Raw genomic sequence first — 24341 nt, 5'->3', positions numbered from 1 at the left:
GCCGGCAGGCCGGCACGAGCGCACAAAGGGTTTCAAAGGTGTGGGCGATTGGCCTCATTGCGTGGGTGCTGCTGCCGGTGCTGAAGCGGATGCGAGCCCGGGCGCGCTGGCTGTATTGACCGCACTGGCAGCAGCGTCCGGCGCGGCCGGGGCGCTCGCCGCCTGCAAATCCACACCCCCACCCTGGATCGGCCGCACAAACGCCGTACCGCCGTGGTCGAACGTCACACCCGTGGTGGAGATCTGCCGGATCACGTCGCCGTCGGGCATGCGGGACCCCTCGAAGTAATGCTGCCCGTCGCGCGTGGTGACAAAGCGCATGCCGTCTTCATCGGCATACACGCCCACGATGCTGTTCTTGGCGATGTCCACGTTCTGGCCCACCTCGACAGGGCCGCCGTCCTTGTACTGCACGTTGTCCACGACCTCGATGGCGGGGCGTGCGTCCCGCGCAAATACGCGCAGGTGATCGCGCACCCGGTAATCGTTTGTCTCGCCGGACACGACCACGCGGCCGTGTCCGGCGTATTCCACTTTGAGCCGACCATCGCTCACGAACTGCTGCGCGGTGGCCAGCAGATCGCCCACCACATAGATCTCGCCCAGCGTGAGCTTGGGGATACGCGCGGCGCGTTCGCCGATCGTCTTGCGGTCGGCCTGCGTTTCGACGTACCCACTTGCTTGATACGTGCCATCGCTCATCGGGGCCACTACGATTTCACGTGGATTGCCCAGCGCCTGTTGAATCTGCGCGATGCGCTCGGCGGTGGATTCGCTGCGAAAGCGGAACTCGCCGCGAATGGCCAGCACCGCCGCCAGCAGCGTGATCATGGCCAGCACGCACCACAGCGCCACCAGTGCGGGCGCGGCGCGGGAGCCTCGGCCACGCAGAAAGCGCCCCACACCCGCCATGTCGATCAGCCAGCGCACGCCGCGTTCGCGCACGGGGGCGGGCGGTTCCTGCACCGCTGTTGCGGTGCCGCCGATGCGCTCGACACCAAAGCGGATGGGCCCAAGGTCCACCGCATCGCTCGGTGACAGCGTGCGCCGTACACCTTGCGGCAGCGGCGCGCCGCCCAGTTGCACGGGCGTGGCTTCCGCACCGGCGGGCGTGTCGGCGACATTGCGCACGGCCACGGCAATGTCGCCCACCTCCAGGCACAAGTGGCGGCCTGCTACGGCGCGGTCCGGCAGGATCACATCGCAGTCGGCCGATGAGCCGACCCAGTTCTGCCCGCGCTTGAGCGGCATCGAGCGCCCATACAGCGGCCCGCTCAGGAAGCGCAGGCTCCACGGCGATTTAGGCAGCGAGGCGGTCGGTTGCATACGGCGTCTTCAGCAGAGTGGCGACGGGGCGCGGCGCCTGCGTGGCGGGTTGATCTGCCGCCGGCGATGTGGGTGACGGAGGCGCCGATGGGGCGGCTGGCGCATCGCTGCTCGGCACCGGCAGCGGGCGGGGCGCATTCGGGCCTTCCATCGGCTGCGGGAAGGCAGGCACATCTGCCTCCGCGAACGGCGTGGTGGCCAGCCGCGGCGTCAGCAGATAGAAGCGCTCCATGTGCTTGCCAGACTTGGTCGTGTACTTGAACAGGTTGCCGAGGATGGGGATGTCCGACAGCAGCGGCACACCGCTCTTGGTGAAGCGCTGCTCGTCGGCGTTGAAGCCGGCAATCAGCAGGCTCTTGCCTTCCTCCACCATGGCCTGCGTGACGATGGCGCGCTGCTGGATCACGGGCAGGTTCTGCACGGTGTCTTGCGTGACGTTGCCGTCGTCGATGCTGATGCTGAGCATCACGCTCTTGTTGCCGTTTTCATCCACCACCAGCGGCGTCACCTTCACGCTGGTGCCGGCTTGCACGGTATAGAGCGACGAATCCTGAAAGCCGCTGACCGGGATGTAGAACTGCGTGAGGTTTTCCAGAATGGCCTCGGTGTTGTCGAGCGCCAGCACCTTCGGTTTGGCCTGCGTCTGGGCGTTGCCGCTCTGTGTCAGGGCGTTGATGCGCGCCAGCAGGTAGTTGCGCAGGCTGCCACCAATGGACGCGGTCAGCGCAATGCCGTTCGGCGTGCTTGGTCCGGTCGAGCCCTGCTCGGTGCTGCCCACGCTGAAGGTGAGCGGCGGGTTCTGCCCGTTGCCCGATTGGAAGTCGCCGTGCGTGGTGTGCAGGCGCCAATCGACGCCTAGGCTGTCGAGCGAATCGGCGCTGATGTCGATGATGGTCAGGCTGATTTCCACCAAGCGCGGGCGGATGTCGAGCGACGAGATCACCTTCTGATACTGCGCCAGCCGCTCGGGCAGGTCGCGAATCACTACCGAGTTGATGCCGGGGTCTGGTTCGATGCGCGGCAGGTCCGGCCCCGGGCCGTTCGACGCCAGCAGCGGCGGGCCGGAATCGGCAGGGGGCTCCGTGTAATTGCTGGTGTCGATGCGCGGGATGCTGAGCATGGCGCCCTGGCCGAGCTTGACCTGCCGCGTGGCACTGCCCAGGCGCGGCGCCGCGCTGGTGCTCGACGTGCTCGACCCTTGCCCGTAGAGGCGCCGCAGGATGGTGGCAATGCCAGGCACGGTCACCGAGCGGCCCGAGCGGTTGACCTGGAAGTCCGTCGCCCATGCGTATTTGAGCGGAAAGGCGCGAATCTCCGCGCGCTCGCCCGAATGCGCGCCATCGCCCACGCTGGAGATGGATTGCTTGACCAGTTCGACATAGCGGCGCGGGCCGGACACATACACCGTGCTGTCCTTGTCGCTTACCAGGAGCGGAAAACGTTTGTCCGTGATCTGCATCGACTGCAGCACCTGGCCGACCTGCTCGGCGCTGCCTTTCGGGATGGGAAAGACCTGCGTCTGTGCCTCTTCTGCGCGATCGATGTAGAGGAACGAGCCGTCGTAATACCAGGTGAGCCCGTAGGTGGCGCACACCGTGTTGAGCGTGCTGGCGGGCGAGCCGGAGAAGCGTCCGCTGATCGTCGCGTCAATCTTGCTGTCGACCACGGCCGTGACGCCCTGCGCGGCGGCCAGCTCGCGCAGGAAGTCCGTCAGCCGCTTGTTCTCGGCCACGATCTGGTAAGGGCGATTGCGCCAGTGCAGCTCGGCCGCAGCAGCCGAGGTGGACAAGTCGACGGTACAGCAGGCCAGCAGTGCGGCGAGGCACAGGAGACGGTGCGGGTTCACGAAGAGGTGCTCAAGAAAGGTGGATGAAGACTGCGTGCTCAAAGCAGGCCGGGACGGCCCGTCAAAACGAGTTCCAATGCACCGCCGGCATAGCGCAGCAGTTCCTGGCCGGCCCATCCGGCCATGAGCAGCACGGTCACCATCACGGCGATCATCCGCACCGTGAGGCCGATGCTCTGGTCCTGGACTTGCGTGACGGCCTGCAGCACAGCGATCAGCAACGCCGAGATGCCGGCCACCAGGATCACCGGCAGCGACAGCACCAGCACGAGCGTGAGCGCGTGGCGCGTGATCTCGATCACGGTGGCGGCGTTCATCATGCGGTGGCTCCGGCGGCGGCCGCAGGGTCGGCCTTGGGGCGATCCTCGGGCGGGTTGCGCACCCAGCCGACGGTGTGCAGCTGCACGTCGGCTTCGATTTCCTGCAGGGAGACGACCGGCAGGTCGGGCAGGGTCGCTTCGATCAGGCGGCGCACATAGGCGCGGCACGTCATCGCCACCATGATGGCGGTGCGTGGTTGGCCCGCCGTTGCCTCGCCGTGGCGCACCGCTTCGGTCACGTTCTGGACCTGGTCGGCAATGTTGGTGCGGACCTCGCGCGAGAGCCCGAGCAGGTTGCCCTGCTTGGTGCGCACCACCGCATCTTCAATGCGTTCCTGCAGGCTTTGCTCGAACAGCACGACGTTCAGCGAGCGGTCGGGCCCGCAGAAGTGATCGGTGATCTGCCGGCGCAGGTCCATGCGCACCAGTTCCACCAGCATGGTCACGTCGTCAGGCTCGTGCGGCGAGCGGGCGATGAGGCTTTCGAGGATCGTGTTCAGGTTGCGGATGGGGATGCCTTCGTCCAGCAGGCGGCGCAGGACGTCGGTCACGCGCTGCAGCGGTACGAGGCGCGTCAGTTCGCCGACCAGCTCGGCGCGGTCGCGGCGCACGAGCTGCAGCATGTTCTGCACTTCCTGGATGCCGACCATCTGCGCGGCATGGCGGCGGATCACGGCCTCCACGTGCCGCGCCACGACCTGCTCGGGCTCGAGTGCCTGGCCCCATGCAGCCTTGGCGGTCTCATCGGCCTGCGATGCCGGCATCGTCATCCACCACGCGTGGGTGAATGGACCGAACGCTGCGGTGCTTTCTGCGTCCACGCCGGCGGGCGGCGCGGCCTCCGTCCAGAGGCGATGCGCGACCTGCAGCGTGCCCTCTGAGGCAAACACGTCCTGCACGTAGATGCGGTAGTGATTGGGAAGCGTCTGCGCGCTGTAGGTCAGGTGCACGCGCGGAAACACCAGGCCGATGTCGTCTTCCACGGCCGCCTTGGAGCGTGCCAGCGCGTTCTGCAGCGGCACCAGCTTGATGTCCTTGCGCAGGTTCTCGGCAAGGCGCACGGCCACCGGCGCGGCAATGCCCGCCGCCGCAGACACTTCTTCGGGGCGGCCCGGCTGCGCACCAACGCCCTCGGCGCCGACCGACAGCAGATTCAGGATCGGCGGCGCCTGGCGCTCGCGCAGGAAGTGGATCGCGCTTGCGCCTGCCAGCAAGGCCAGCGACAGGAATGCCCACTTCGGCATGCCCGGCACCAACACAAACGCAAACAGCACCAGGGCGCCCATTAGCAGGCCGCGCGGGTGTGCGGCGATCTGCGCACCGATCAACTGACCGAGGTGGCGGTCGTTCATCTCGCGCGACGACACGCGCGTGGTGACCACCCCCGCCGCAATCGACACCATCAGCGAGGGAATCTGCGAGGCCATGCCGTCGCCGACGGTGAGCACGGCATAGCGGTGCAGCGCATCGGCCACCGACATGTCGTGCATGAGCGCGCCCACCGCAATGCCGGCCAGAATGTTGATGACGGCGATGAGGATGCCGGCAATGGCATCGCCCTTGACGAACTTCATCGCGCCGTCCATGGCGCCGTGCAATTGCGATTCCTGTTCGAGCAGCTCGCGGCGGTGCTTGGCCTGATCCGACGTGATGATGCCGGCGCGCAGGTCGGCGTCGATGCTCATCTGCTTGCCGGGCATGGCATCGAGCGTGAAGCGCGCGCCCACCTCCGCCACACGTTCCGAGCCCTTGGCAATGACCACGAACTGCACGATCGCGATGACGGTGAACACCACGCCGCCCACCACAACGTTGCCGCCCACCACCAGCTTGCCGAACGTGTCGATCACGTGGCCGGCGTTGGCCTGCAGCAGGATCAGCTTGCACGAGGCGATGTTCAGCGACAGCCGGAACAGCGTCGTAAACAGCAGCAGCGACGGAAAAGAAGAGAACGCCAGCGCCGAGGGCAGGTAGATCGAGATCGTCAGCAGGATCACGCTCGCCGCCAGGTTGAGCGAGATGAGCCCGTCGAGCACGACCGTGGGCAGCGGCAGCACGAACAGCGCCACCACGGACCCGATGAACAGCGCGATGAGCAGGTCATAGCGCAGCAGGCCGCTGGCAAACGCAGCATGGCCTGGGTCGGACCGCAGTTTGGCGAGGGCTTCCTGCGCGTTGGGGATGCTCGGCATGGCCTTCCTAACCTTCCTTATCTGTTGGCGGCGTGCAGGGCACGACGGGGCAGCAGCGCCTTGAAGAACGCTGTCCTGCACATGCGGTGCAGGGCGTGCTGCAAGGCGAGCCCAGTGTAAGAGCGGCCCTTCGCGGCGCCGCGTCCGAACTCACGTAACGGCAGCAGGTCGGGTTTGCGACGGTTACGAGAACGAGTAGCGGGCGTGGGGGGGCATCGGCACTACAGTGGCTCCGTTTTCCAGCCACCCTCCCAACGAGCCGCGAGCCGCGAAAGAACGTGAAGCGAGAGATGCCCGTGTCGGTCACTGACCTCGCGCAGGCCGAAGGACTCCTGCGCCTGGACAGCGGCGTTGCGCGGGCCCAGTCGTGGGCGTACGTGCAGGCGCATGGCGACGTGCCGCTGCCGCTGGTGCAGGTTGGTACCGAGCGTTGGCGGTTGCGCTGGACGCCGCTGGGCGCGGATGCGGCAACGCAGCCGGATGCGCCGCTGCCGGGTTGGCATGCATTGCGTTTTGCGGTGGGCAAGCATGAAGGCTGGCTGCTGGCGGACGTGGCATTGGCCACGCGCCTGGCCGATGACGGCGTGCAGCCCGATGTGCCGCATGCCATCTTCTGCGCGCTGGCGGCCGATGCGCTGGGCAACGTGTCGCGCGCGGTGGAGACGCAGTTGCGCCAGCCGGTGCGCTGGCAGCCAGACGCCACCATGCGCCCGACCACTGCATGGCTCATGCAGCACGCCGTGGGCTTTACCGTGGGCACCGACGACGGCGCCACACGCGGCAGCGGCGCCATCGCCATGGATGACCTTGCCGGCTGGCAGCGTTGGCAGCAGGCATTGGAGGAAGTGACCAGTGCAGAAGCGCACCGCGACGCGCCTGCGAACACCGCGAACCGCGCCCCGCAATGGATGGAACGCCTGGCGATCGGTGTGCATTTCTCGATCGGGCAGACGCAGCTGCGCGCCTCCGAACTGCGTGGCGTGGCCAAGGGCGACATCATCGCCATCGAGAAATGGACTTCGCGCGGTGCGGCGCTGGAGTGCGTCGGCACGGTGCCGGGCATTCCCACGCTGGGCATCGCCGCGCATGCACTCGGCAAACAAATCATGGTGGACGCCGTCCGCCACACGGAGCGCGACATGCCCGATGAGAGGAACCCCGCCAAACCGGTGCAGGCCAAGGGCTTGCCCGGTGCGGCCACAGCAGGCGCCCCGGTGGCCTCGTTTGACGACATCGAGGTGCTGACCACGTTTGAACTGGCCGAGCAGGCGCTGCCGCTGCACGTGCTGCGCAATCTGGCGCCCGGGCAGGTCATCGAGCTGGAGCAGCCGCTGAACCACACGACCGTGCAGATCCGCGCCAACGGCACCCTGGTGGGCAGCGGCCAACTGGTGGCCGTCGGCAACCGGCTCGCCGTGCGCGTCGCCGCCTTCGTGCACGACACGCCAGACCATGCCTAGCCTGCCGAATCCCGTACCGATGATCGCGATGATCGTCGCGATCGGGCTGATCCCGTTCGCGGCACTCATGGTGACGTGCTACACCAAGCTGGTGATCGTCTTCGGGCTCACGCGCAATGCGCTGGGCATCCAGCAGGTGCCGCCCAACCTCGTGCTCAACGGCATTGCGCTGATCCTGACGCTGTTCATCATGGCCCCGGTGGGCGGCGACATGGTCAACAACCTGAAGGGCCGCAACTTCAATTCCGGCGCGCAGTTCAGCGTGGACGACGTCATGGCCATCGTTGACGCGGGCGTGCCGCCCATCAAGGCTTTCCTGCAGAAGCACACGCAGGAGCGCGAGCGCAATTTCTTCCTGAAATCCGCCACCAACATCTGGCCCAGCGGGCGTGCCCAGAACCTGCAGGCGGATGACCTGACGGTGCTGGTGCCGAGCTTCACGCTGACCGAACTCACCAAGGCGTTCCAGATCGGCTTTGTGGTCTACATCGTCTTCGTCATCGTCGATCTGCTGGTGGCCAACGTGCTGCTGGCGCTGGGCATGCAGATGATCTCGCCGACGACGATTTCGGTGCCGTTCAAGCTGCTGCTGTTTGTCATGCTGGACGGCTGGGCCGTGCTGATCCACGGGCTGGTGCTGTCGTACCACTGAACCGTCAACACGGAAGGGGCAGCCATGCGGTTTCGTGTCTTTTTCGGCGTGCTGATGTCCGTGGTGGCGTTTGCCGCCGGCCCGGCACATGCGGGCCCCGCGCTTTCCGCCGCGGAGTTTGCACAGGTGGCACAGCAGTGCGCACCGCGCGTGGATGTGATGACGCTGGCGGCGCTCGTGCGAACCGAGTCCGGCTACAACCCCTACGCGATCGGCGTGGTGGGCGCGCGGCTCGCGCGGCAACCGGTGTCGATGGAAGAAGCGCAGGCGACCATTCAGATGCTTGAGCAGCGCGGCTACGACTTCAGCCTGGGCCTTGCGCAGATCAACCGGCGCAACCTTGCCCGCCTGGGCGAGACCACCGCCACGGTGCTCGACCCGTGCCGGAATCTGGCCGCCAGCCAGCGCATCCTGGGCGAGTGCTTCACGCGGGCCACGCGCAGCACGGCCATCGAACAGCAAGCCTTGCGGCATGCGCTGTCCTGCTACTACTCGGGAGGCTTCAGCGTGGGGTACCGAGAAGGCTACGTGAGCCGCGTGGTGGCCAACGCGCAAGCGGGCGTGCCGCCGATCGACGTTGCCCCCGCACGCGTGCAGCCGATCCCGCTGGCGGAGCCGTCGCGGCGCGTGCAGGCCGCTGCAGCGCCCATGCCAGCGCCCACGCCGTCGCCGTTGTCCACACGCCCGATGACATCGTCCGCACGTTGCACCGCCGGACGGCAGGTCATGCTTGTCAGTTGCGGCCGCGGGACTTGCGTGCGCTGCCTTGGGCACTGAGCGGAACATCGGACCGCACGCGTCCGATCTCGTTCTCATTCGGCAATGGACAGCGGCATAGGCAACCACAAGACTACGCAGAGCCATTGCGGTTTTTCCGGGAACCCACCATGACGAGTGCCAGCGACAACGCCGGAGCTTCCTACTTCACGCCCCAGTCGGCCACCGCCGGGCTGCATGATGCCGTGCACATGCGCACGCTGGGCGGCGTTCTGTTGTTCGACGACCAGAAGATCATCACGCGCCAGCCGCCGCACACGCTGGCCGTCCATGCGCCGCAGCTCGCCGCGCAGCTGGCCGCCAGCATGCAGCCGTATCAGCGCCGCCAGAAGGTGCAGGAGGTGCTGACCAGCATCGGCTTCGACAGCTTCGAGTACAGCGTCGCGCGCATGATTTCCGGCACGGTGGAAGTGCTCTCCAGCCTCACCACCTACGGCAAGCCTGACTGGATCCATCGCTATTTCTCGCAGCGTTACCACGAGATCGATCCGTGCCTCAAGCGGTGCCTGGCCAGCGGCACACCGCTGGTGTGGGATGCCGATGACCTTGCTGCGTGGACGGATCGCACCCCGGGACTCGCCCGCATGCAGGCGTATCTGCTGGACTGCGCGGCCTTTGGCGTGTCGAGCGGCGTGACGTATTGCTGGCCGGCCCCGGAGGGGCGGGCGCGCGTGGTGGTGCGCTTTCATTCCAGCAACCGCAACCGGCGCTGGATTTCTGACGCCGTGATCGGTCAGGCGCTGGCACTCGGCATGGCGGTGCATGAATACCAGAGCGCCTACGAGCTGGTGCCGAGTCGACCGCTGCCCGGCGATCCGCATCTCTCGCCGGTGCAGCAGCGCATCCTGGATTGCCTCATCAAGGGGATGACCGATCGCGAGATCGCCCAGCTGCTCGAACTCACCACGCACAACGTCGACTACCACCTGCGCCGCCTGCGCGCCTTGTTTGGCGTGACCACGCGCGTGCAACTGGTGAAGGCCGCCTGCTACGGATAGGGTGCGCGTCAGGCCAGCATGGAGTGCATGAAGCCCAGGTGGTCGTCGACGAGCACCGTGCTTCCGCACGGCGCGGTGGTCGGTATCTCAATGTGGGCGGGGGCCGGTGTGACGGGCGTGCCCTTGTCGGTCAGCACACCGAGGCCGGGCACCGACAGGAGCTTCGACTGCGGGGCCGGTGCGCTTTCGGTGTGCGTGCCGCCCAGCGCCGATACCACCGCACGGACGACCGGATGGCAGTCGACCTTCGGGTACACCAATGCAGTATGGATCTGCGGGGCGTCCCACGCCAATTGCACGCGCACGAGGTCCGGCGGCAGCGCGGTATGTGCCTGGCCCACCTGCAGGGTGACGGCGATGCCGCTGGCAGCCAGGTCGCTGGCGCCGGCAGCGTCGGGCGTGATCAGCAGCGGACCGGGCGTGGCGCCATGTCGGCCACACCAGTGCGTCAGGGCGCCGAACAGGCCGTCGTGCAAGGCGGCGTCCAGCGCGATGGGCACGTTATCGAGCTGCCAGGCGTCCACCACGTTCTGGCGGGCCAGCCAATGGTTGACCGAGACCACCAGCGTTACGCGCTCGTAGGCGACCGACACCTGGTCCAGACCGTTGTGCACGGGCACGTAGCCCGCAATCAGCCCGGCGTGCAACACGCCGCGCATGACGTTGGCAACGATGCGTTCCGGCGCCATGACCAGCATGTCGGCGCGCATGCCGGGCGCGCTTGTCGACAAGGCCGTCACCACGCGCTGGAGTGCCGCAGGCATGCCGGGCATCAGCGACGACTGCGTGTAGGCGAATGTCAGCGGCGTACGGGGTTCGGTCTGTAGCTTGGCGTCGGCTTCGGTCTGGCTGGTGTCCGGCTGGACGATGCGCCGGGCCAGCGTGTCGGCCTGCTGGAGCAGGGCCCGCGCCTCGGTCAGCAGCCTGCGCCCGGCCTCGGTCAGCTTGAGGCGCTTGCGCTCGCGCTCGAACAGCATCACACCCAGCGCTTCTTCCAGGCGGATGATCTGCCGGCTGAGCGGCGAGGCCGAGATATGCAGGCGTTCAGATGCTTGAGCAATGTTCTCGGTCGTGGCAACCGTAACGAAATAGCGAAGCTGTCGCAGATCCATGCGCGTACACATCGTGGAAACAGAGGCGGTGATCCGCCCCGCTAGGGTATGTCTTCAAGACTTGGGCAGTTGTCCGGCTTTTCGTAGGGCGCCGCTGCTCAAGGGCCTGCGAAAACGATAGCGCGTTGGCTTATGGGGCGTGCGCGCTTTCTTGCGACGATTGTCGGGTTCCTGCCATTGGGCATGGCAAAAGCGTGGGCATGGGTTTGCGGCGCAATAGCCAAAACCGTAGTCCTTATGCTGAAAAGGCATGGGCGCCGGGGCTTACGTCATATGAGGGGCGGCTTTGCCGGCGTGAAAGTGCGCGACGCGCTTCCCCGGCAGGCTCCCTGGCACGCTACGCCAGCCCTCCCGGGCCTACGGTGCGTGACGCATCGTTTGACAACAGCCGGACCAGCCGCACGATTTCTCGGAGGCACCGTGCGTGCGGGCCGCTGCCAGAATCGACGGATCGCTTTTCTTGCTGGTCAGGAGCCCGTCATGCAACGCGACGCTTCGAGCAAACCGCGCCGGAAGGCGTATATCGCCTTCATTGTGGTTGGCGGCGCTTTCCTGGTGGGCGTCGTCATCTGCTGGGCCATTGCGCTCCATATCCTGCGCACTCAAGTACGCGCATCGACGCCGCTGATGGCGGTGGTGGGCATGGGCTGGGCGGTGCTCACCATGACGCTGTCGATGGTGCTGACGATGCTCGGAGCGCGGGTGCGTGCGGCACGGCTGGGCGCGCGGCGCGGGCACGTCGTGATCAGCGGGTACGACCCCGCGTTGGCGCGGGACCGACTGATCGTGGAAGGCGAGGGCGTCGAGGCCGTCGGCGAGACTGATGTCGAAATCACCTCCGTGCTGCCGGCGGTCGTCACAGCCATCAGCACGCTCATGCTCGCGGTGATCACCATCGGTTTGTTCTGGGTTGGCCGCACGACGCCCATGGGCGTGTTCATCGGCGGCCTGCTTTGCTACTTCATGTCGAACTGGGTGTACCGCATGTGGCCGCGCCGAAAGGCCGATGGCGGCACCGCAGCGTCGTCAGGGCGTCAGTAATCGATGCGTGCCTGGCCGCCGGCCAATTCCGGGTGGGCGGCCAGGATGGCGCGCGCATCGCCCATCGGCTTGCGCTTCGTGAGCGTGCTGGTGAGCGTGATGCGATAGATCTGCCCCGGCGCCACGGTGCTCAGGTCCTGCCCGGGCTCGTAGCGGACCACGCGGCCGTGACGGCCCACATAGACCTTGTCCGGCGTGTAGTAGCGATAGCCATGCGCCGCTGCATCCCACGCGCACCACACGGATTCGTAAGGCGTGTGCCGGGTGGTGCAGTGGTAAGGGAGGATTTCGATGCAGGAGCCAAGAGGAACCCACCAAAAGCGGAGACGTTGTGCTGGCTTCCGGTTTTCGCGCCGATCCCTGCATCTCTTATCGTCGGACTTATCAGCGCGACCACCGCAACGAAGGATCGCTGATAAGCGCTTCCAGTCCACTGCTCGAATAAATATCCGCTTGCAGCATTGCCTCGCCAGTTGGGTTAGTCACGCCTCCCAACACCTGTTGGATCGTGGTCACAGCGTTGGATGGGTCCATCACGCTCTTGTGTGCCGCCTCGACGTCATTCAGGGCCGCCAGAGCGTTGTCACGCAGGCCCGCCAGATTCGGCGTATGCGTGATCGCCACATCGATCACGCCCTGGCGCTGCACTTGAGTAGCGTCCCGCATGAGCGGCTCCAGTTGGTTCAACTGGTTGAATCCCCACGTCATGTGCTGCGTGGCCTGCGTTTGCAGGGCACCGCCGAGGTTCTGCATGTTGCCGGCGGCAGCGCCATCCTGCTGGAGCGTTTGCCGGGTGGTCTTCAGCACGTCCAGGTCATGCGTCAGGTTGATCAGCGCGGCGTTGTTCTCCGGACTGCCGGGCAGATGTTGCGCGACTGCCTGCATGTCGTGTCGGGTCTGGTCCAACAGCGGCGCAACCGTGTTGTGCGCATAGCTGTCGGTGTCCATCACCGTGTAGGGGCTGCTGTTCTGTGCACCGACGATGTTCCTGACCTCGTCCGCGCGCTGGGTCTCGACTTGGAAGTCGGCCAGGAAATCTGCCGGCTTGCCGTCCGCCATGTAGTTCCGGACACTCGTCTTGATGGCTTCACTGCCGCTGTTGGCCTCTGCGTTGACCACGTCCTGGAACTGCTGCGTCTGCGAGCGGACCTCGCGCAGCATGTCGGTGTCGAGCTTGCCGGCACGCGCCTGGGCGACCAGCGTGCGGCACGCATCCTCAGCGGCGCTGACCTCTTGGCGCTCACGGTTGACGGCCTCCATGGCCGCGCTGGCGCCAGGCTCGGACGTCTTCGTGGCGAGCAGGTTTGCGGTCGTGAGCACTTGCGAGGGCCCGCCGTTCAGCGGATGCGAGGCGTTGAAGGTCCTCAGCGTGTTCAGCGCGGCCGTGGTTTCCGGCGCCGGCGCGTGCGCTTTCCAGTAGCCGATGCTGGCTCCGTCGATCATCGTCATGATGGGCTCGTGTAGAAAAATGACCGACCCAGTCTAGTCACGCTCCGGCGGCAGCAGGCCTACGAACATTCCGAGCCCGCGCAGCTGGATGCGTCGCGCGGCTGACCGGTTTGCTTTTTTGTTTTAGGGCCGAGCAGCGTTGGATGGTGTCCGAAGCGCACACGCGTTTCAGAACGCAAAATATGTACACAAAAAACGTATGGAATTGTTGACAGAAAAAGGGCAGCCCTCCAAGATTCCGGCAAATACGCGGCATCACGCCGCATGAATGCTGGCGAATGGAACCCGCCCCATCCGCCTAAAGCACGCTCCCGGCATTGACACGGGGGCGGCCCCAGGAGACAGACAATGCGCCAATCCCCCGGCCAACCCTCGCCCACTTCGTCGACAATCACCGGCGCCGTTGCAGATCCCGTCAACGAATTTCTGCCCCTGCCGCGCCTGTTCGCGCTTGGCCTGCAGCACCTGCTGGTCATGTACGCCGGGGCGATCGCCGTGCCGCTGATTGTCGGCAATGCGCTTGGCCTGTCGAAGAGCGATCTCTCGTATCTCGTTAATTGCGACCTGTTTGCGGCGGGGATCGGCACGCTCATCCAATCGCTCGGTTTCCTGATCTTCGGCATCCGTCTGCCGGTCATGATGGGCGTCACGTTTGCGGCGGTGGCGCCCATGATCGCCATCGGCGTGGAGCCCGGCATGGGGCTGCCCGGCATCTTCGGGGCGTCGATCGTTTCAGGCGTGTTCGGCATTGCCGTTGCGCCGCTGATGGGGCGGCTGCTCGGCCTGTTCCCGCGCGTGGTGACGGGCACGGTCATCATGCTGATCGGTTTTTCGCTGCTGAGCGTCGGGATCAACTGGGCCGCGGGCGGCCAGCAGATGGTTCCGCAGGTGGTGGACGGCGTGAAACACATGGTGCCGAACCCGGCGTTTGGCGATCCGTTCGGCCTGGCCATCGCCGCGCTTGTGCTGGTGACGATCCTGCTGCTGACCAAGTTCGGCAACGCACTGCTGTGCAACATCGCCGTGCTGCTGGGCATCGTGACGGGCACGCTGGTCGCGGCGGCGTTCGGCAAGGTGTCGCTGGCCGACGCGAGCGCCGCACCCCTGATGACGCTGGTGACGCCGTTCTACTTCGGCATGCCGAAGTTCGAGCTGTCGGCCATCATCTCGATGTGCATCGTGATCGTGATCACGCTGGTGGAGTCGACCGGCATGTTTCTCGCACTGGCGCACGTGGTCGGCAAGCCGATCTCACGCAATGAACTGACCAACGGCCTGCGGGCCGATGGTCTGGCGACGGTGGTGGCGGGGGTGTTCAACACGTTCCCGCATACGTCGTTTTCGCAGAACATCGGCCTGGTGTCGATCACGGGCGTGCGGTCGCGCTATGTGGCGGCGGCCGGCGGGGTGCTGCTGATCGTGCTGGGGCTGTTTCCGAAGCTGTCGTACGTGGTGGCATCGGTGCCGCAATACGTGCTGGGCGGGGCGGGCATCGTGATGTTCGGCATGGTGGCCGCAGCCGGCATCCGCATGCTGGGCATGGTCGATTTCCAGCAGCAGCGCCATAACCTCCTGATCATCGCGGTGTCGGTCGGCTTTGGCATGATGCCGACGCTGGCGCCGGCCTTCTTCCATCACTTCCCGGACTGGACGCGCCCGATCACCCACAGCGGCATCGTGATGGGCACGCTGGTGGCCGTGGTGCTGAACGCCTGGTTTAACGGCATCCGCGGCTCGCATGAAGTCATGCACGGTGCGGCCGCTGCCGCGCATTGAACATCCAACGCCGCGCTTCAACGCGGTTCAGGTTTCTCCGGCAACCGAGACGCGGTATGCGGTGTGCTGCCGGTAGACCTGGCCCGGGCGCAGCATGACCGCTTCTGCATCGGGCATGTTGACCTGGTTCGGAAACGCGCTCGCTTCCAGACATAAGCCGCTGCGTTGCGCGTGCGTGCCCGACAGCATGTGGCCCGAATAGAACTGAAGCCCGCGCTGATCGGTCAGCACGGTCAATTCGCGGCCGCTGCCGGGTTCATACAGCCGCGCGACCGGGCGCACATGCGGGCGATCGTCCGGCGCCGTATTGCGCAGCACGAAGCAGTGGTCGAACCCGCCGGCCTGCGCCAACTGCGCGTTGGGCCAGTCCAGCCGCACGCCAATGGGCGCCCCTTGCCGAAAATCGAATGGCGTGCCCGCGACACTCATTGCTCGCGTCGGAATCAGCTTGGCATCGACTTCCAGATAGGCGTCGGCATCGATCGAGAGGATGTGGCCCCTGATGTCGGTGCCGGGCTTGCCGCTCAGGTTGAAATATCCGTGGCTGGTCAGGTTGATTGGCGTGGACGCATCGGCGCGGGCTTCGTAGTCGATCGACAGCGTGCCGTCGTCGTCAAGCGCATAGCGGACCTGCACGGCGACATTGCCGGGGAATCCCGCATCGCCTTCCGGAGATGTGAGCCGCATGACGAGTGCTCCGTCCTGATCCTCGGCGTCCCATAGCGCCCGATGAAAACCGCTCGCCCCGCCGTGCAGCAGATTGCCGCCCTCATTGCGGTCGAGCACGTAGTCGATGCCGTCGAGCGTAAAGCGCGCGCCTGCGATCCGGTTGGCCCAGCGTCCGATCAAGCCCCCCAGAAAGCCGCCCGATTCAAGGTAGGCAGCAGGCGTCGCATGGTTGAGCAGAATCTCGCCCAGGCGCCCGCTGCGGTCCGGCGCTTGCCATGAGACGAGGGTCGCGCCGAGATCGCTGATCGAAACGCGCATGCCCAAGGCATTGCGCAGCGTGAACAGCCGAACGGGCTCGCCGTCCGGCAAGTGCCCCCACGTTGCTGACGAGATGGCGCCGTCGAGCGGCGCGTGTGCGGAGAGCGCGGGCGCGATGCTCATGATTGGCTCTCCGTGGTGGCGCGTTCCTGGTATTCGCGCGGCGTGCAATCCAGCTCACGGCGGAATACGGCATGCATGTATTGCGGGGAGGTAAAGCCGCAGCGCACCGCCACCTCGGCGGTGGCGACATCACGGCTGGCCAGCATGTGCTTGGCCGCGTCGAGCTTATGGCGAAGGATTTCCTGGTGCACGGTGCAATTCAACTCACGACGAAAGTGTTCTTCGAGCGATGACCGCGAGATACCGACGTAGTCCGCGACCTGCTCGGTCTTGATTCCCTGGCAGGCGTACTGCCGAATGAAGTGCCGCGCCCGCATGACATAGGGGCTGGCAAGCGGCTGGTGCCGGGACGACGCCAGCACATTGATGCCCACGGGCGGCACGAGGATCTGCCGGCCTGCCAGGCGCGCGCCGCCCAGCATCTGGTGCAGCAGATGGGCGGCGGTGCGCCCCATCTCCACGGTGCCCTGAATGACCGACGACAACGGGATGCGGCTCAGCGTGCGCGTGAGCGGATCGTTGTCGATGCCGATGATGGCGATCTCTTCCGGCACCGCGAACCCTGCCGTCATGCACGCCTGCAGAAGATGCCGCGCCCGCGCATCCGTCACGGCGATGATGCCGATGGGCTTGGGCAAGCCGCGCAGCCATTCGATCAACTGGCTGATCGCCTGATGCCAGGTCGGTGCGCTGGTCGACAGGCCGCGGTAAATCTCCTGCTCAATGGGCGCGGCGGGATTGTCCTGCCGGCGCAAGCGCGTAAAGGCCAGTTCGCGCTGCTGTGCCCAGCGGTTCTCGGGCGCTTGGGGCAGGCTGTACAGCGCAAAGTGCTGCAAGCCCGCTTCGATCAGGTGTCGGTAGGCGAGCGAGACAAGCTTGCCGTTGTCCGTTGCAACGTAAGGCTCCTTTGCCGGGTAGTGCTCCGGGTCTTCATACGAGGACCCGACGGCTACCACGGGCAGCGGGCAACCGCGTAATGCTTCGGCGACGGCGGGGTCGTCGAAATCCGCAATGATGCCGTCGCCGTCAAAGCGCTCGATGCCAGGCAGCCGGCAGCGGAAATCCTCTTCCAGAAACAGGTCCCACGTCGCGCGGGTGGAGCGCATGTAGTCCCCAATGCCCGCGATGATCTCGCGGTCGTACACCTTGTTGGCGTTGAACAGCAGCGCAATGCGATGAATCCGCGCGTGCTGCGATGGATCTGGCAGTTGACGATGCATGGGCTGTGGGCGCTCGCGGTGGCAGGGGTTGCCATACGGCGGCGGCCCCGGGGCGTGCCGCTCGCCCGCACATTCTATGGGCTGCGTGCGGCGCTGTCAGAGGATGCTCGCCGGGTGGCAAGAAATGTTAGGGCGGTTGGGAAATTTCGTAATTGCCGGTGCGAAGGCGGCGCATGCACCATGCGACTGCCGTCGAGCCGGCCGAAATCTATTGCGGCGCAGCAGACGCCACGTCGGTACCCACCAACAAAAGAAGATGGAGTGAGACATGAAATCGAACCAACGCCGTAGTGTTCTGAGGGCCGCGTTTTGCGGTGCAATGCTCGCCAGCCTGTCGATGGCCGCGCCGCTGGCGCACGCGAGCAAGGCGCATCCCGAAATTGGTTTCTGTATCGACGACCTGCGCGTGGAGCGCTGGTCGCGCGACCGCGATTACTTTGTCGCCGCCGCAGAAAAACTGGGTGCCAAGGTGTCGGTGCAATCGGCGGACGCCAGCGAGCAGCGCCAGATCTCCCAGATCGAGAACCTGATCTCGCGCGGCGTCGACGTAATCGTCATCGTGCCGTTCAACTCGAAGGCGCTGACCAACGTGGTGGCCGAAGCCAAGAAGGCCGGCATCAAAGTGGTGTCGTATGACCGCCTAATTCTCGATGCAGACGTCGACGCCTATATCTCGTTCGACAACGAAAAAGTGGGCGAGCTGCAAGCGCAGGGCGTCTACAACGTGCGCCCGAAGGGCAACTACTTCCTGCTGGGCGGCGCGCCGACGGACAACAACGCGAAGATGCTGCGGCAGGGCCAGTTGAAGGTGCTGCAGCCGGCCATCGACCGCGGCGACATCAAGGTGGTGGGCTCGCAGTGGGTGCCGGAGTGGAGCGCCTCTGCAGCGCTGGGTATCGTTGAAAACGCGTTGACCGCGAACAACAACAAGATCGACGCCGTGGTCGCCTCCAACGACGGCACGGCCGGGGGCGCGATCCAGGCGCTGGCTGCGCAGAAGCTGGCCGGCAAGGTGCCGGTGTCGGGGCAGGATGCCGACCTTGCTGCCGTCAAGCGTGTGATTGCCGGCACGCAGACGATGACGGTCTACAAGCCGCTCAAGCTGATTGCCACCGAGGCTGCGCAGCTTTCGGTCGCGCTCGCGAAGGGTGACAAGCCGAAGTACAACGCGCAGTACGACAACGGCAAGAAGAAGGTCGACACCGTGCTGCTGCAGCCCACCCAGCTCACGAAGGACAACGTCAACCTGGTGGTGAAAGACGGCTTCTACACGCAGGCGCAGATCGGCGGCCAGTAAGGTCGCGTAGTCAGGGCCGCTTTGTGCCGGCGATGAGCCAACGCTGCATCGCCGGCCGCGTTCGTACCTCAAGGACGGGGCATGTCTGAACCTCTGTTGCAGATGCGCGGCATCGTCAAGACGTTCGACGGTGTGAAGGCGCTGGACGGTATCAACCTGGTCGTGAGGCCGGGCGAGTGTGTGGGGCTGTGCGGCGAGAACGGCGCCGGAAAGTCGACGCTCATGAAAGTGCTCTCAGGCGTCTACCCGAGCGGCACCTGGGATGGCGAAATCCTCTGGGAGGGCAAGCCGCTCCACGCAAGCGGCATTCGCGACACCGAGCGTGCCGGCATCGTCATCATCCATCAGGAACTGATGCTGGTGCCGGAGCTGTCGGTGGCCGAGAACATCTATCTCGGCAACGAAATCACGCTGCCCGGCGGGCGCATGAACTACGCGGCCATGTACCAGGGCGCCGACAAGCTGCTGCGCGACCTGAACATCCAGGGCATCAACGTGGCGCTGCCCGTGATGCACTACGGCGGCGGACACCAGCAGCTGATTGAAATCGCCAAGGCGCTCAACAAGCGCGCCAAGCTGCTGATTCTGGATGAGCCATCGTCATCGCTCACGGCGGCGGAGACGCGCATCCTGCTCGATATCGTGCGTGACCTGAAGGCGCGCGGCATTGCGTGCGTCTATATCTCGCACAAGCTCGACGAGGTGGAGGCGGTGTGCGACACGGTCACCGTCATCCGTGACGGCCGCCATGTGTCCACCGCGCCGATGCGCGACCTGAGCACCGACCGCATCATCGCGCAGATGGTCGGGCGCGAGATTACACAGCTGTTTCCGCGTGAACCGCATCCCATCGGGGAGGTGGTTTTCGAGGCGCGCAATGTGACGTGCTACGACGTGAACAACCCGGGGCGCAAGCGTGTCGACGATGTGTCGTTCGCCGTGCGGCGTGGCGAAATTCTTGGCGTGGCGGGGCTGGTCGGGGCGGGGCGCACCGAGCTGATGCAGGCAGTGTTTGGCGCGTATGAAGGTGCCAGTGAAGTGGAGCTTGTACTTGACGGCAAACCGCTGAAAGTCCGCGCGCCGCTTGACGCCATTCGTGCGGGCATCGCGATGGTGCCTGAAGACCGCAAACGTCACGGCATCGTTTCGCTGATGAGCGTTGGGCACAACATCACGCTGGCCGTCCTTCAGCGTTTCTCGCGTCTCGGACGCATTGACGGCGCGGCCGAACTCGACACGATCCGCAAGGAGATGCGGCGGCTTGCCGTGCGTGCCGCGCATCCGATGCTTCCCATTGCCAGCCTGTCGGGCGGCAATCAGCAGAAGGCGGTCCTCACCCGAATGTTGCTCACGGAGCCGCGCGTCCTGATTCTGGATGAGCCAACCCGCGGCGTGGACGTCGGCGCCAAGTACGAGATCTACAAGCTGATCGGTGACTTGGCTAAGCGTGGCATGGCCATCATCGTGATTTCGTCGGAGCTGCCCGAAGTGCTTGGCATTTCAGACCGCGTGCTCGTGATCGGCGAGGGTGAACTGCGCGGCGATTTCGTGAACGACGGACTGACGCAGGAACACATTCTGACCGCCGCCATTCAGCCAGTCCGGCACACACCCAGGCACGCACCCACTTTCCATCAGGCAGGTCACGCATGACTTCTCAAACCAGCCCACAAGCCGCCGGCGGGGTCGGCGATTCGCGCAATACGTTCAAGGCAAGCCAGCGCCTGAGGCAACTGTTCGCACGCTACAAGATCCTGGCGTTGCTGATCGCCGTGGCCGCGATCTGGCTGTTCTTTTCGATGCTGACCAACGGCGCATTCACCTCGCCGCGCAATCTGTCCAACCTGCTGCGCCAGATGTCGATCACGGGGATGCTGGCCTGCGGGATGGTGTTCGTCATCATCGCGGGCGAGATCGATCTTTCCGTCGGATCGCTGCTCGGCTTGCTCGGCGGCGTGGCGGCCATTCTGGATCAAGGATTGGGCTGGCCGATCACGGCGACGGTGCCCGTGGTGCTGCTGCTCGGCGTGGGCATGGGCCTGTTCAACGGATGGTGGTCGACCTACCGCGGCGTGCCGTCATTCATCGTCGGCCTGGGCGGCATGCTCGCGTATCGCGGCATCCTGCTGGGCCTCACACATGGCTCAACCGTTGCGCCGGTCTCGGACAGCTTCGTGCTGATCGGGCAGGGCTACCTGCCGCGCCGCGTGGGCGACCTGATGGCGGTGCTGATCTTCTGCCTGTTGATCTTCGTGGTGATCCGGCAGCGGCGTGAGCATCGCCGTTATGAACTCGACGTTGCACCGCTCTGGCAGGACGTCGCCAAGCTTGTCGTGGCGGGTGCGGTCATCGTCGCGTTTGTCGCCACGCTCAATAGCTATGGCGGCATTCCGGTGCCCGTTCTGCTCGTGCTGGCGTTGCTCGGTATTTTTTCTTGGATCGCCAGCCAGACGGTGTTCGGCCGCCGTATCTATTCCGTGGGTTCAAACCTCGAGGCCACGCGCCTGTCGGGCATCAACACCGATCGCGTGAAGCTTGCCATCTTCGGGCTCATGGGCCTGATGTGTGCGTTTGCCGGCATCGTCAATACGGCGCGTCTTGCGGCGGGTTCACCGTCCGCCGGGACCATGGGCGAGCTGGATGCCATTGCGGCCTGCTTCATCGGCGGCACTTCCATGCGCGGCGGCGCAGGCACCGTGTACGGCGCGCTGGTCGGCGCGCTGGTCATGGCCAGCCTCGACAACGGCATGTCGATGCTCGACGTCGACGCCTACTGGCAGATGATCGTCAAGGGCGGGATTCTCGTGCTGGCCGTCTGGGTCGATGTCATCTCGCGCTCCGGCCGCCGCTGAGGTTGCGCTATCGGTTTTACCTCTTTTGCTGTAACTGGAATCTCCTATGTCTTATGCAATCTATCCGAGCCTCGTTAACAAGAACGTTGTGATTACCGGCGGCGGCAGCGGCATTGGCGCGGCCATCGTTGAAGGCTTCGCGAAACAGGGGGCGCGCGTGACGTTTCTGGATATCGCGCGGGCTGACTCCGAAGCGCTGGCGACATCGCTGGGCGAATGCGTGCATCCGCCGGTCTTCCGCCACTGCGACTTGCGCGATATCGACGCGCTCAACGCCACGTTCGCGGACATCGAGGCCGACACCGGCCCCATCGACGTCCTGATCAACAACGCCGCGAACGATGACCGCCATCAGATCGGAACCGTGACGCCGGCGTATTGGGACAACCGCATCGAGGTGAACCTGCGCCATCAGTTCTTCTGCGCGCAAGCCGTGCTGCCCGGCATGAAAAAACAGGGACGCGGCGTGATCCTGAACCTCGGGTCCATCTCGTGGCACCTTGCCCAGCCAGACCTCGCCATCTACATGACGGCCAAGGCCGGCATTGAAGGTCTGACGCGCGGCCTGGCGCGCGATCTTGGCGGGTTCGGCATTCGCGTCAATTGCATCGTGCCCGGCGCGGTGCGCACGCCGCGTCAGATGGCGCTCTGGCAATCGCCCGAAAGCGAGGCCAAGCTGCTGGGCGAGCAATGCTTGCATGAACGCGTCGAGCCGGAACACGTGGCGCGCATGGCGCTGTTTCTTGCATCGGACGACGCTGCCCGCTGCACGGCGCGCGAATACTTTGTCGATGCCGGGTGGTACGGCGGATGATGGCGCCTATCAATCCGGAATGCGTCTGGCGCATCGGTGCCACGCTGGGGGAAGGCGCGGTGTGGCACGCCGCGTCGCGCTGCGTGGTCTTTGTCGATATCAAGGGCCGGCGGCTCTATCGCTATGACCCGGATACCGATGTGCGCCGCAGTTGGGTCGCGCCCGGCCAGATCGGCTTTGCGCTGCCCTGCGTTGACGGCAGCTGGGTCTGCGGCGTGCAGGGCGGTCTCTATCGGTTCGATTTCGCAAGCGGCATCTTCAGCCGCATGCTGCCCGTCGAAACCGATCGGCCGGGAAACCGCTTGAACGACGGCTATGTCGATCGCACCGGGGCGCTGTGGTTCGGCTCGATGGACGATGGGGAGCGCGAGGCGAGCGGGCAGCTCTACCGCGTCGGTCGGGATGGCCGACTGAGCGTGCGCGATTCGGGCTACGTCATCACGAACGGCCCGACCGCGAGCCCAGACGGCCGCACGCTGTATCACACCGATACCTTGCAGCGCGTGGTCTACGCCTTCGACCTCGGTGACGACGGCAGCCTGCAACGCAAGCGCGTCTTCACCAACATCGACGGCACCGGCTACCCCGACGGCATGGCTGTCGATGAAGAAGGGTGCGTGTGGATCGCGTTGTTTGGCGGAGGCCGGATCGAGCGGTTCTCACCGGACGGCCGATGCGTCGGGCGCGTCGCCTTTCCGTGTTCCAACATCACCAAGCTCGCGTTCGGCGGCGACGACTTGCAGACCGTCTATGCAACCACCGCACGAAAGGGCCTGACGGACGAGGCGTTGCAGAAGGAGCCGCTTGCCGGCGGCTTGTTTGCGTTTCGCGCGCCGGTCAAGGGACTCCCATCCACGGAATGTGCCGTGGACGTTTCCGCAGCGAAGCCCGATTAGTCCTGACGGACGAGCCCGCGTGCAGCCAGGTTGCGATACAGGGCGCGCACACCGAACGTCCACGGTGCGATCTCCGTCGACAGGCGGACCGTGTTGACCAGCGCGCCGAGGGGTGGGGCGCTGATCGTCACGCGGTCGCCGAGGTGATGCGTAAAGCCGGCGCCCGGCGCGTCACGGTCCTTGATCGGCGAGAACATCGTGCCGAGGAACAGCATGAAGCCGTCCGGATACTGATGGTGCGGCCCACAGGTCTGGGCGACGAGGTCGAGCGGGTCGCGGCTGATCTCGCTCATGTGGCTCACGCCGTCGAGCACGAAGCCGTCGTCGGCGCCCTCAACGCGCAGCGACACCTGCGTCGTGCGAATCGTGTCGATCGTGAAGTGCTCGTCAAACAGGCGCACGAACGGGCCGATGGCGCAGGAGCCGTTGTTGTCCTTGCATTTGCCCAGCAGCAGCGCCGAGCGCCCTTCGATGTCGCGCAGGTTCACGTCGTTGCCCAGCGCCGCCCCCACGACATGTCCGGCGCTGCTGACCGCCAGCACGATCTCCGGCTCCGGGTTGTTCCAGCGCGAGGCCGGATGCAGGCCCACATCGGCACCGAACCCGACTGCCGACATCGGCTGCGACTTGGAGAACACTTCCGCATCGGGGCCGATGCCGACTTCCATGTATTGCGACCACGCGCCCCGGCGCTGCAGTTCTTCCTTGAGCCGCATGGCGGCATCGGAGCCGGGCTTGATTTTTGAAAGATCCGAGCCCACCACGCCGACGATGGATTCGCGCACGTCGCGGGCCTTGGTCGGATCGCCGCCGGCCTGTTCTTCGATCACACGTTCGATCAGGCTGACGGCGAACGTCACGCCGCAGGCCTTGATGGCCTGCAGATCATTCGGGGCGAGCAGGGCGGGAGCGTTGCTTGCACGGTCGGCGGCCATGGAACGTTCGACGAGCGCTTCGACGCGGCCCAGGTTTTCCCCGGGTGCCTGCCGGGCGACGGCCATTGCGTCGGGATGCTCGAACAGATCCGACACGGTCGGCACGGCTTCCGTGATGTCGAAAACGACACCGTTGCGTACCACCACGACGGATGGCCCCTCGCCGTTGGCCGTTCTGCGCCACACCCGACCCACGAGCGTTGCATGCTCAAGATCGTGCGGCAAGTAGTTGGCGATGTCGGTCATGTGCACTCCGTCAATTGGACAC

21 protein-coding genes are annotated in these 24341 nt (G+C 65.5%); 11 read left to right on the top strand and 10 right to left on the bottom strand.

The window, feature by feature from the left end; all coding sequences use genetic code 11:
- Positions 1-54 precede the first annotated feature (54 nt).
- From R2669_RS02855 to sctV, 4 genes are read right to left on the bottom strand one after another with little or no spacing between them, the layout of a single operon-like run.
- The gene (locus tag R2669_RS02855) at positions 55-1326 is read right to left on the bottom strand and encodes an FHA domain-containing protein (RefSeq protein ID WP_316898444.1); all 1272 of its coding nucleotides are present in this window, start codon (positions 1324-1326) and stop codon (positions 55-57) included.
- On the bottom strand, positions 1301-3172 hold the full coding sequence (gene sctC, locus R2669_RS02850) for a type III secretion system outer membrane ring subunit SctC (protein WP_430708753.1): 1872 nt from the start codon (positions 3170-3172) through the stop codon (positions 1301-1303). The genes R2669_RS02855 and sctC overlap by 26 nt, the downstream gene beginning before the upstream one ends.
- Before the next feature lie 38 nt (positions 3173-3210).
- Entirely contained in the window at positions 3211-3489 is a 279-nt protein-coding gene (locus R2669_RS02845; protein WP_316891561.1) for an EscS/YscS/HrcS family type III secretion system export apparatus protein, read from the bottom strand.
- The gene (gene sctV / locus R2669_RS02840; protein WP_316898442.1) at positions 3489-5684 is read right to left on the bottom strand and encodes a type III secretion system export apparatus subunit SctV; all 2196 of its coding nucleotides are present in this window, start codon (positions 5682-5684) and stop codon (positions 3489-3491) included. The genes R2669_RS02845 and sctV overlap by 1 nt, the downstream gene beginning before the upstream one ends.
- Positions 5685-5980: 296 nt before the next feature.
- Between sctV and sctQ the strand changes: the two genes are divergently transcribed.
- From sctQ to R2669_RS02820, 4 genes are all read left to right on the top strand, one after another.
- Positions 5981-7144, top strand: coding sequence for a type III secretion system cytoplasmic ring protein SctQ (gene sctQ, locus R2669_RS02835; RefSeq protein ID WP_316898440.1), 1164 nt, complete (start codon positions 5981-5983; stop codon positions 7142-7144).
- Positions 7137-7796 (top strand): type III secretion system export apparatus subunit SctR, encoded by a 660-nt coding sequence (sctR, locus tag R2669_RS02830; protein WP_065854284.1) that lies wholly within the window; start codon positions 7137-7139, stop codon positions 7794-7796. Before sctQ ends, sctR begins: the two co-directional genes overlap by 8 nt.
- Positions 7797-7820: 24 nt before the next feature.
- Complete coding sequence (locus R2669_RS02825; RefSeq protein WP_316898438.1) at positions 7821-8573, top strand: lytic transglycosylase domain-containing protein; 753 nt, start codon at positions 7821-7823, stop codon at positions 8571-8573.
- 110 nt (positions 8574-8683) lie between these two features.
- Entirely contained in the window at positions 8684-9571 is an 888-nt protein-coding gene (locus tag R2669_RS02820; protein WP_316891402.1) for a helix-turn-helix transcriptional regulator, read from the top strand.
- A gap of 8 nt (positions 9572-9579) precedes the next feature.
- Here R2669_RS02820 and R2669_RS02815 read toward each other — a convergent pair whose 3' ends face one another.
- Complete coding sequence (locus R2669_RS02815; protein ID WP_316898436.1) at positions 9580-10683, bottom strand: LysR family transcriptional regulator; 1104 nt, start codon at positions 10681-10683, stop codon at positions 9580-9582.
- 480 nt (positions 10684-11163) lie between these two features.
- Between R2669_RS02815 and R2669_RS02810 the strand changes: the two genes are divergently transcribed.
- On the top strand, positions 11164-11724 hold the full coding sequence (locus R2669_RS02810) for a hypothetical protein (protein ID WP_316891400.1): 561 nt from the start codon (positions 11164-11166) through the stop codon (positions 11722-11724).
- Here R2669_RS02810 and R2669_RS02805 read toward each other — a convergent pair.
- Both R2669_RS02805 and R2669_RS02800 read right to left on the bottom strand, forming a co-directional pair.
- Positions 11718-11966: a hypothetical protein gene (locus tag R2669_RS02805; RefSeq protein WP_147216302.1), complete on the bottom strand. Its 249-nt coding sequence runs from the start codon at positions 11964-11966 to the stop codon at positions 11718-11720. The two genes, R2669_RS02810 and R2669_RS02805, sit on opposite strands and share 7 nt — an antisense overlap.
- 142 nt (positions 11967-12108) lie before the next feature.
- A complete protein-coding gene (locus tag R2669_RS02800) occupies positions 12109-13173 on the bottom strand; it encodes a hypothetical protein (protein WP_316898433.1) in 1065 nt (354 codons plus the stop codon).
- Positions 13174-13521: 348 nt separating this feature from the next.
- Between R2669_RS02800 and R2669_RS02795 the strand changes: the two genes are divergently transcribed.
- A complete protein-coding gene (locus R2669_RS02795) occupies positions 13522-14949 on the top strand; it encodes a nucleobase:cation symporter-2 family protein (RefSeq protein WP_316898431.1) in 1428 nt (475 codons plus the stop codon).
- Between the two features lie 27 nt (positions 14950-14976).
- On the opposite strand, the gene R2669_RS02790 is transcribed toward R2669_RS02795, so the two are convergent.
- Positions 14977-16059 (bottom strand): aldose epimerase family protein, encoded by a 1083-nt coding sequence (locus tag R2669_RS02790; RefSeq protein WP_316898430.1) that lies wholly within the window; start codon positions 16057-16059, stop codon positions 14977-14979.
- Complete coding sequence (locus R2669_RS02785; RefSeq protein ID WP_316898428.1) at positions 16056-17279, bottom strand: XylR family transcriptional regulator; 1224 nt, start codon at positions 17277-17279, stop codon at positions 16056-16058. The genes R2669_RS02790 and R2669_RS02785 overlap by 4 nt, the downstream gene beginning before the upstream one ends.
- A 268-nt stretch (positions 17280-17547) precedes the next feature.
- Here R2669_RS02785 and xylF point away from each other — a divergent pair, with 268 nt between their 5' ends.
- The 5 genes from xylF to R2669_RS02760 all read left to right on the top strand — a co-directional run bounded on the left by xylF (position 17548) and on the right by R2669_RS02760 (position 23138).
- A complete protein-coding gene (gene xylF / locus R2669_RS02780) occupies positions 17548-18576 on the top strand; it encodes a D-xylose ABC transporter substrate-binding protein (protein ID WP_316898426.1) in 1029 nt (342 codons plus the stop codon).
- 81 nt (positions 18577-18657) lie between these two features.
- Positions 18658-20229, top strand: a complete 1572-nt coding sequence (gene xylG / locus R2669_RS02775) for a D-xylose ABC transporter ATP-binding protein (protein WP_316898424.1) — start codon at positions 18658-18660, stop codon at positions 20227-20229.
- Positions 20226-21428: a sugar ABC transporter permease gene (locus R2669_RS02770; RefSeq protein WP_147216293.1), complete on the top strand. Its 1203-nt coding sequence runs from the start codon at positions 20226-20228 to the stop codon at positions 21426-21428. The genes xylG and R2669_RS02770 overlap by 4 nt, the downstream gene beginning before the upstream one ends.
- A gap of 46 nt (positions 21429-21474) precedes the next feature.
- Positions 21475-22242: a D-xylose 1-dehydrogenase gene (gene xylB, locus R2669_RS02765; RefSeq protein ID WP_316898422.1), complete on the top strand. Its 768-nt coding sequence runs from the start codon at positions 21475-21477 to the stop codon at positions 22240-22242.
- Positions 22239-23138 (top strand): SMP-30/gluconolactonase/LRE family protein, encoded by a 900-nt coding sequence (locus tag R2669_RS02760; RefSeq protein ID WP_316898420.1) that lies wholly within the window; start codon positions 22239-22241, stop codon positions 23136-23138. Before xylB ends, R2669_RS02760 begins: the two co-directional genes overlap by 4 nt.
- On the opposite strand, the gene R2669_RS02755 is transcribed toward R2669_RS02760, so the two are convergent.
- On the bottom strand, positions 23135-24319 hold the full coding sequence (locus R2669_RS02755) for a fumarylacetoacetate hydrolase family protein (protein WP_316898418.1): 1185 nt from the start codon (positions 24317-24319) through the stop codon (positions 23135-23137). The genes R2669_RS02760 and R2669_RS02755 overlap by 4 nt on opposite strands.
- Positions 24320-24341: the final 22 nt, after the last annotated feature.

Origin of the sequence: Ralstonia edaphi (genome assembly GCF_958350185.1) — a bacterium.
Lineage (GTDB): Bacteria > Pseudomonadota > Gammaproteobacteria > Burkholderiales > Burkholderiaceae > Ralstonia > Ralstonia edaphi.
Note: the sequence above shows the minus strand (reverse complement) of the source record. Positions and strands in the feature narration are given on the sequence as shown.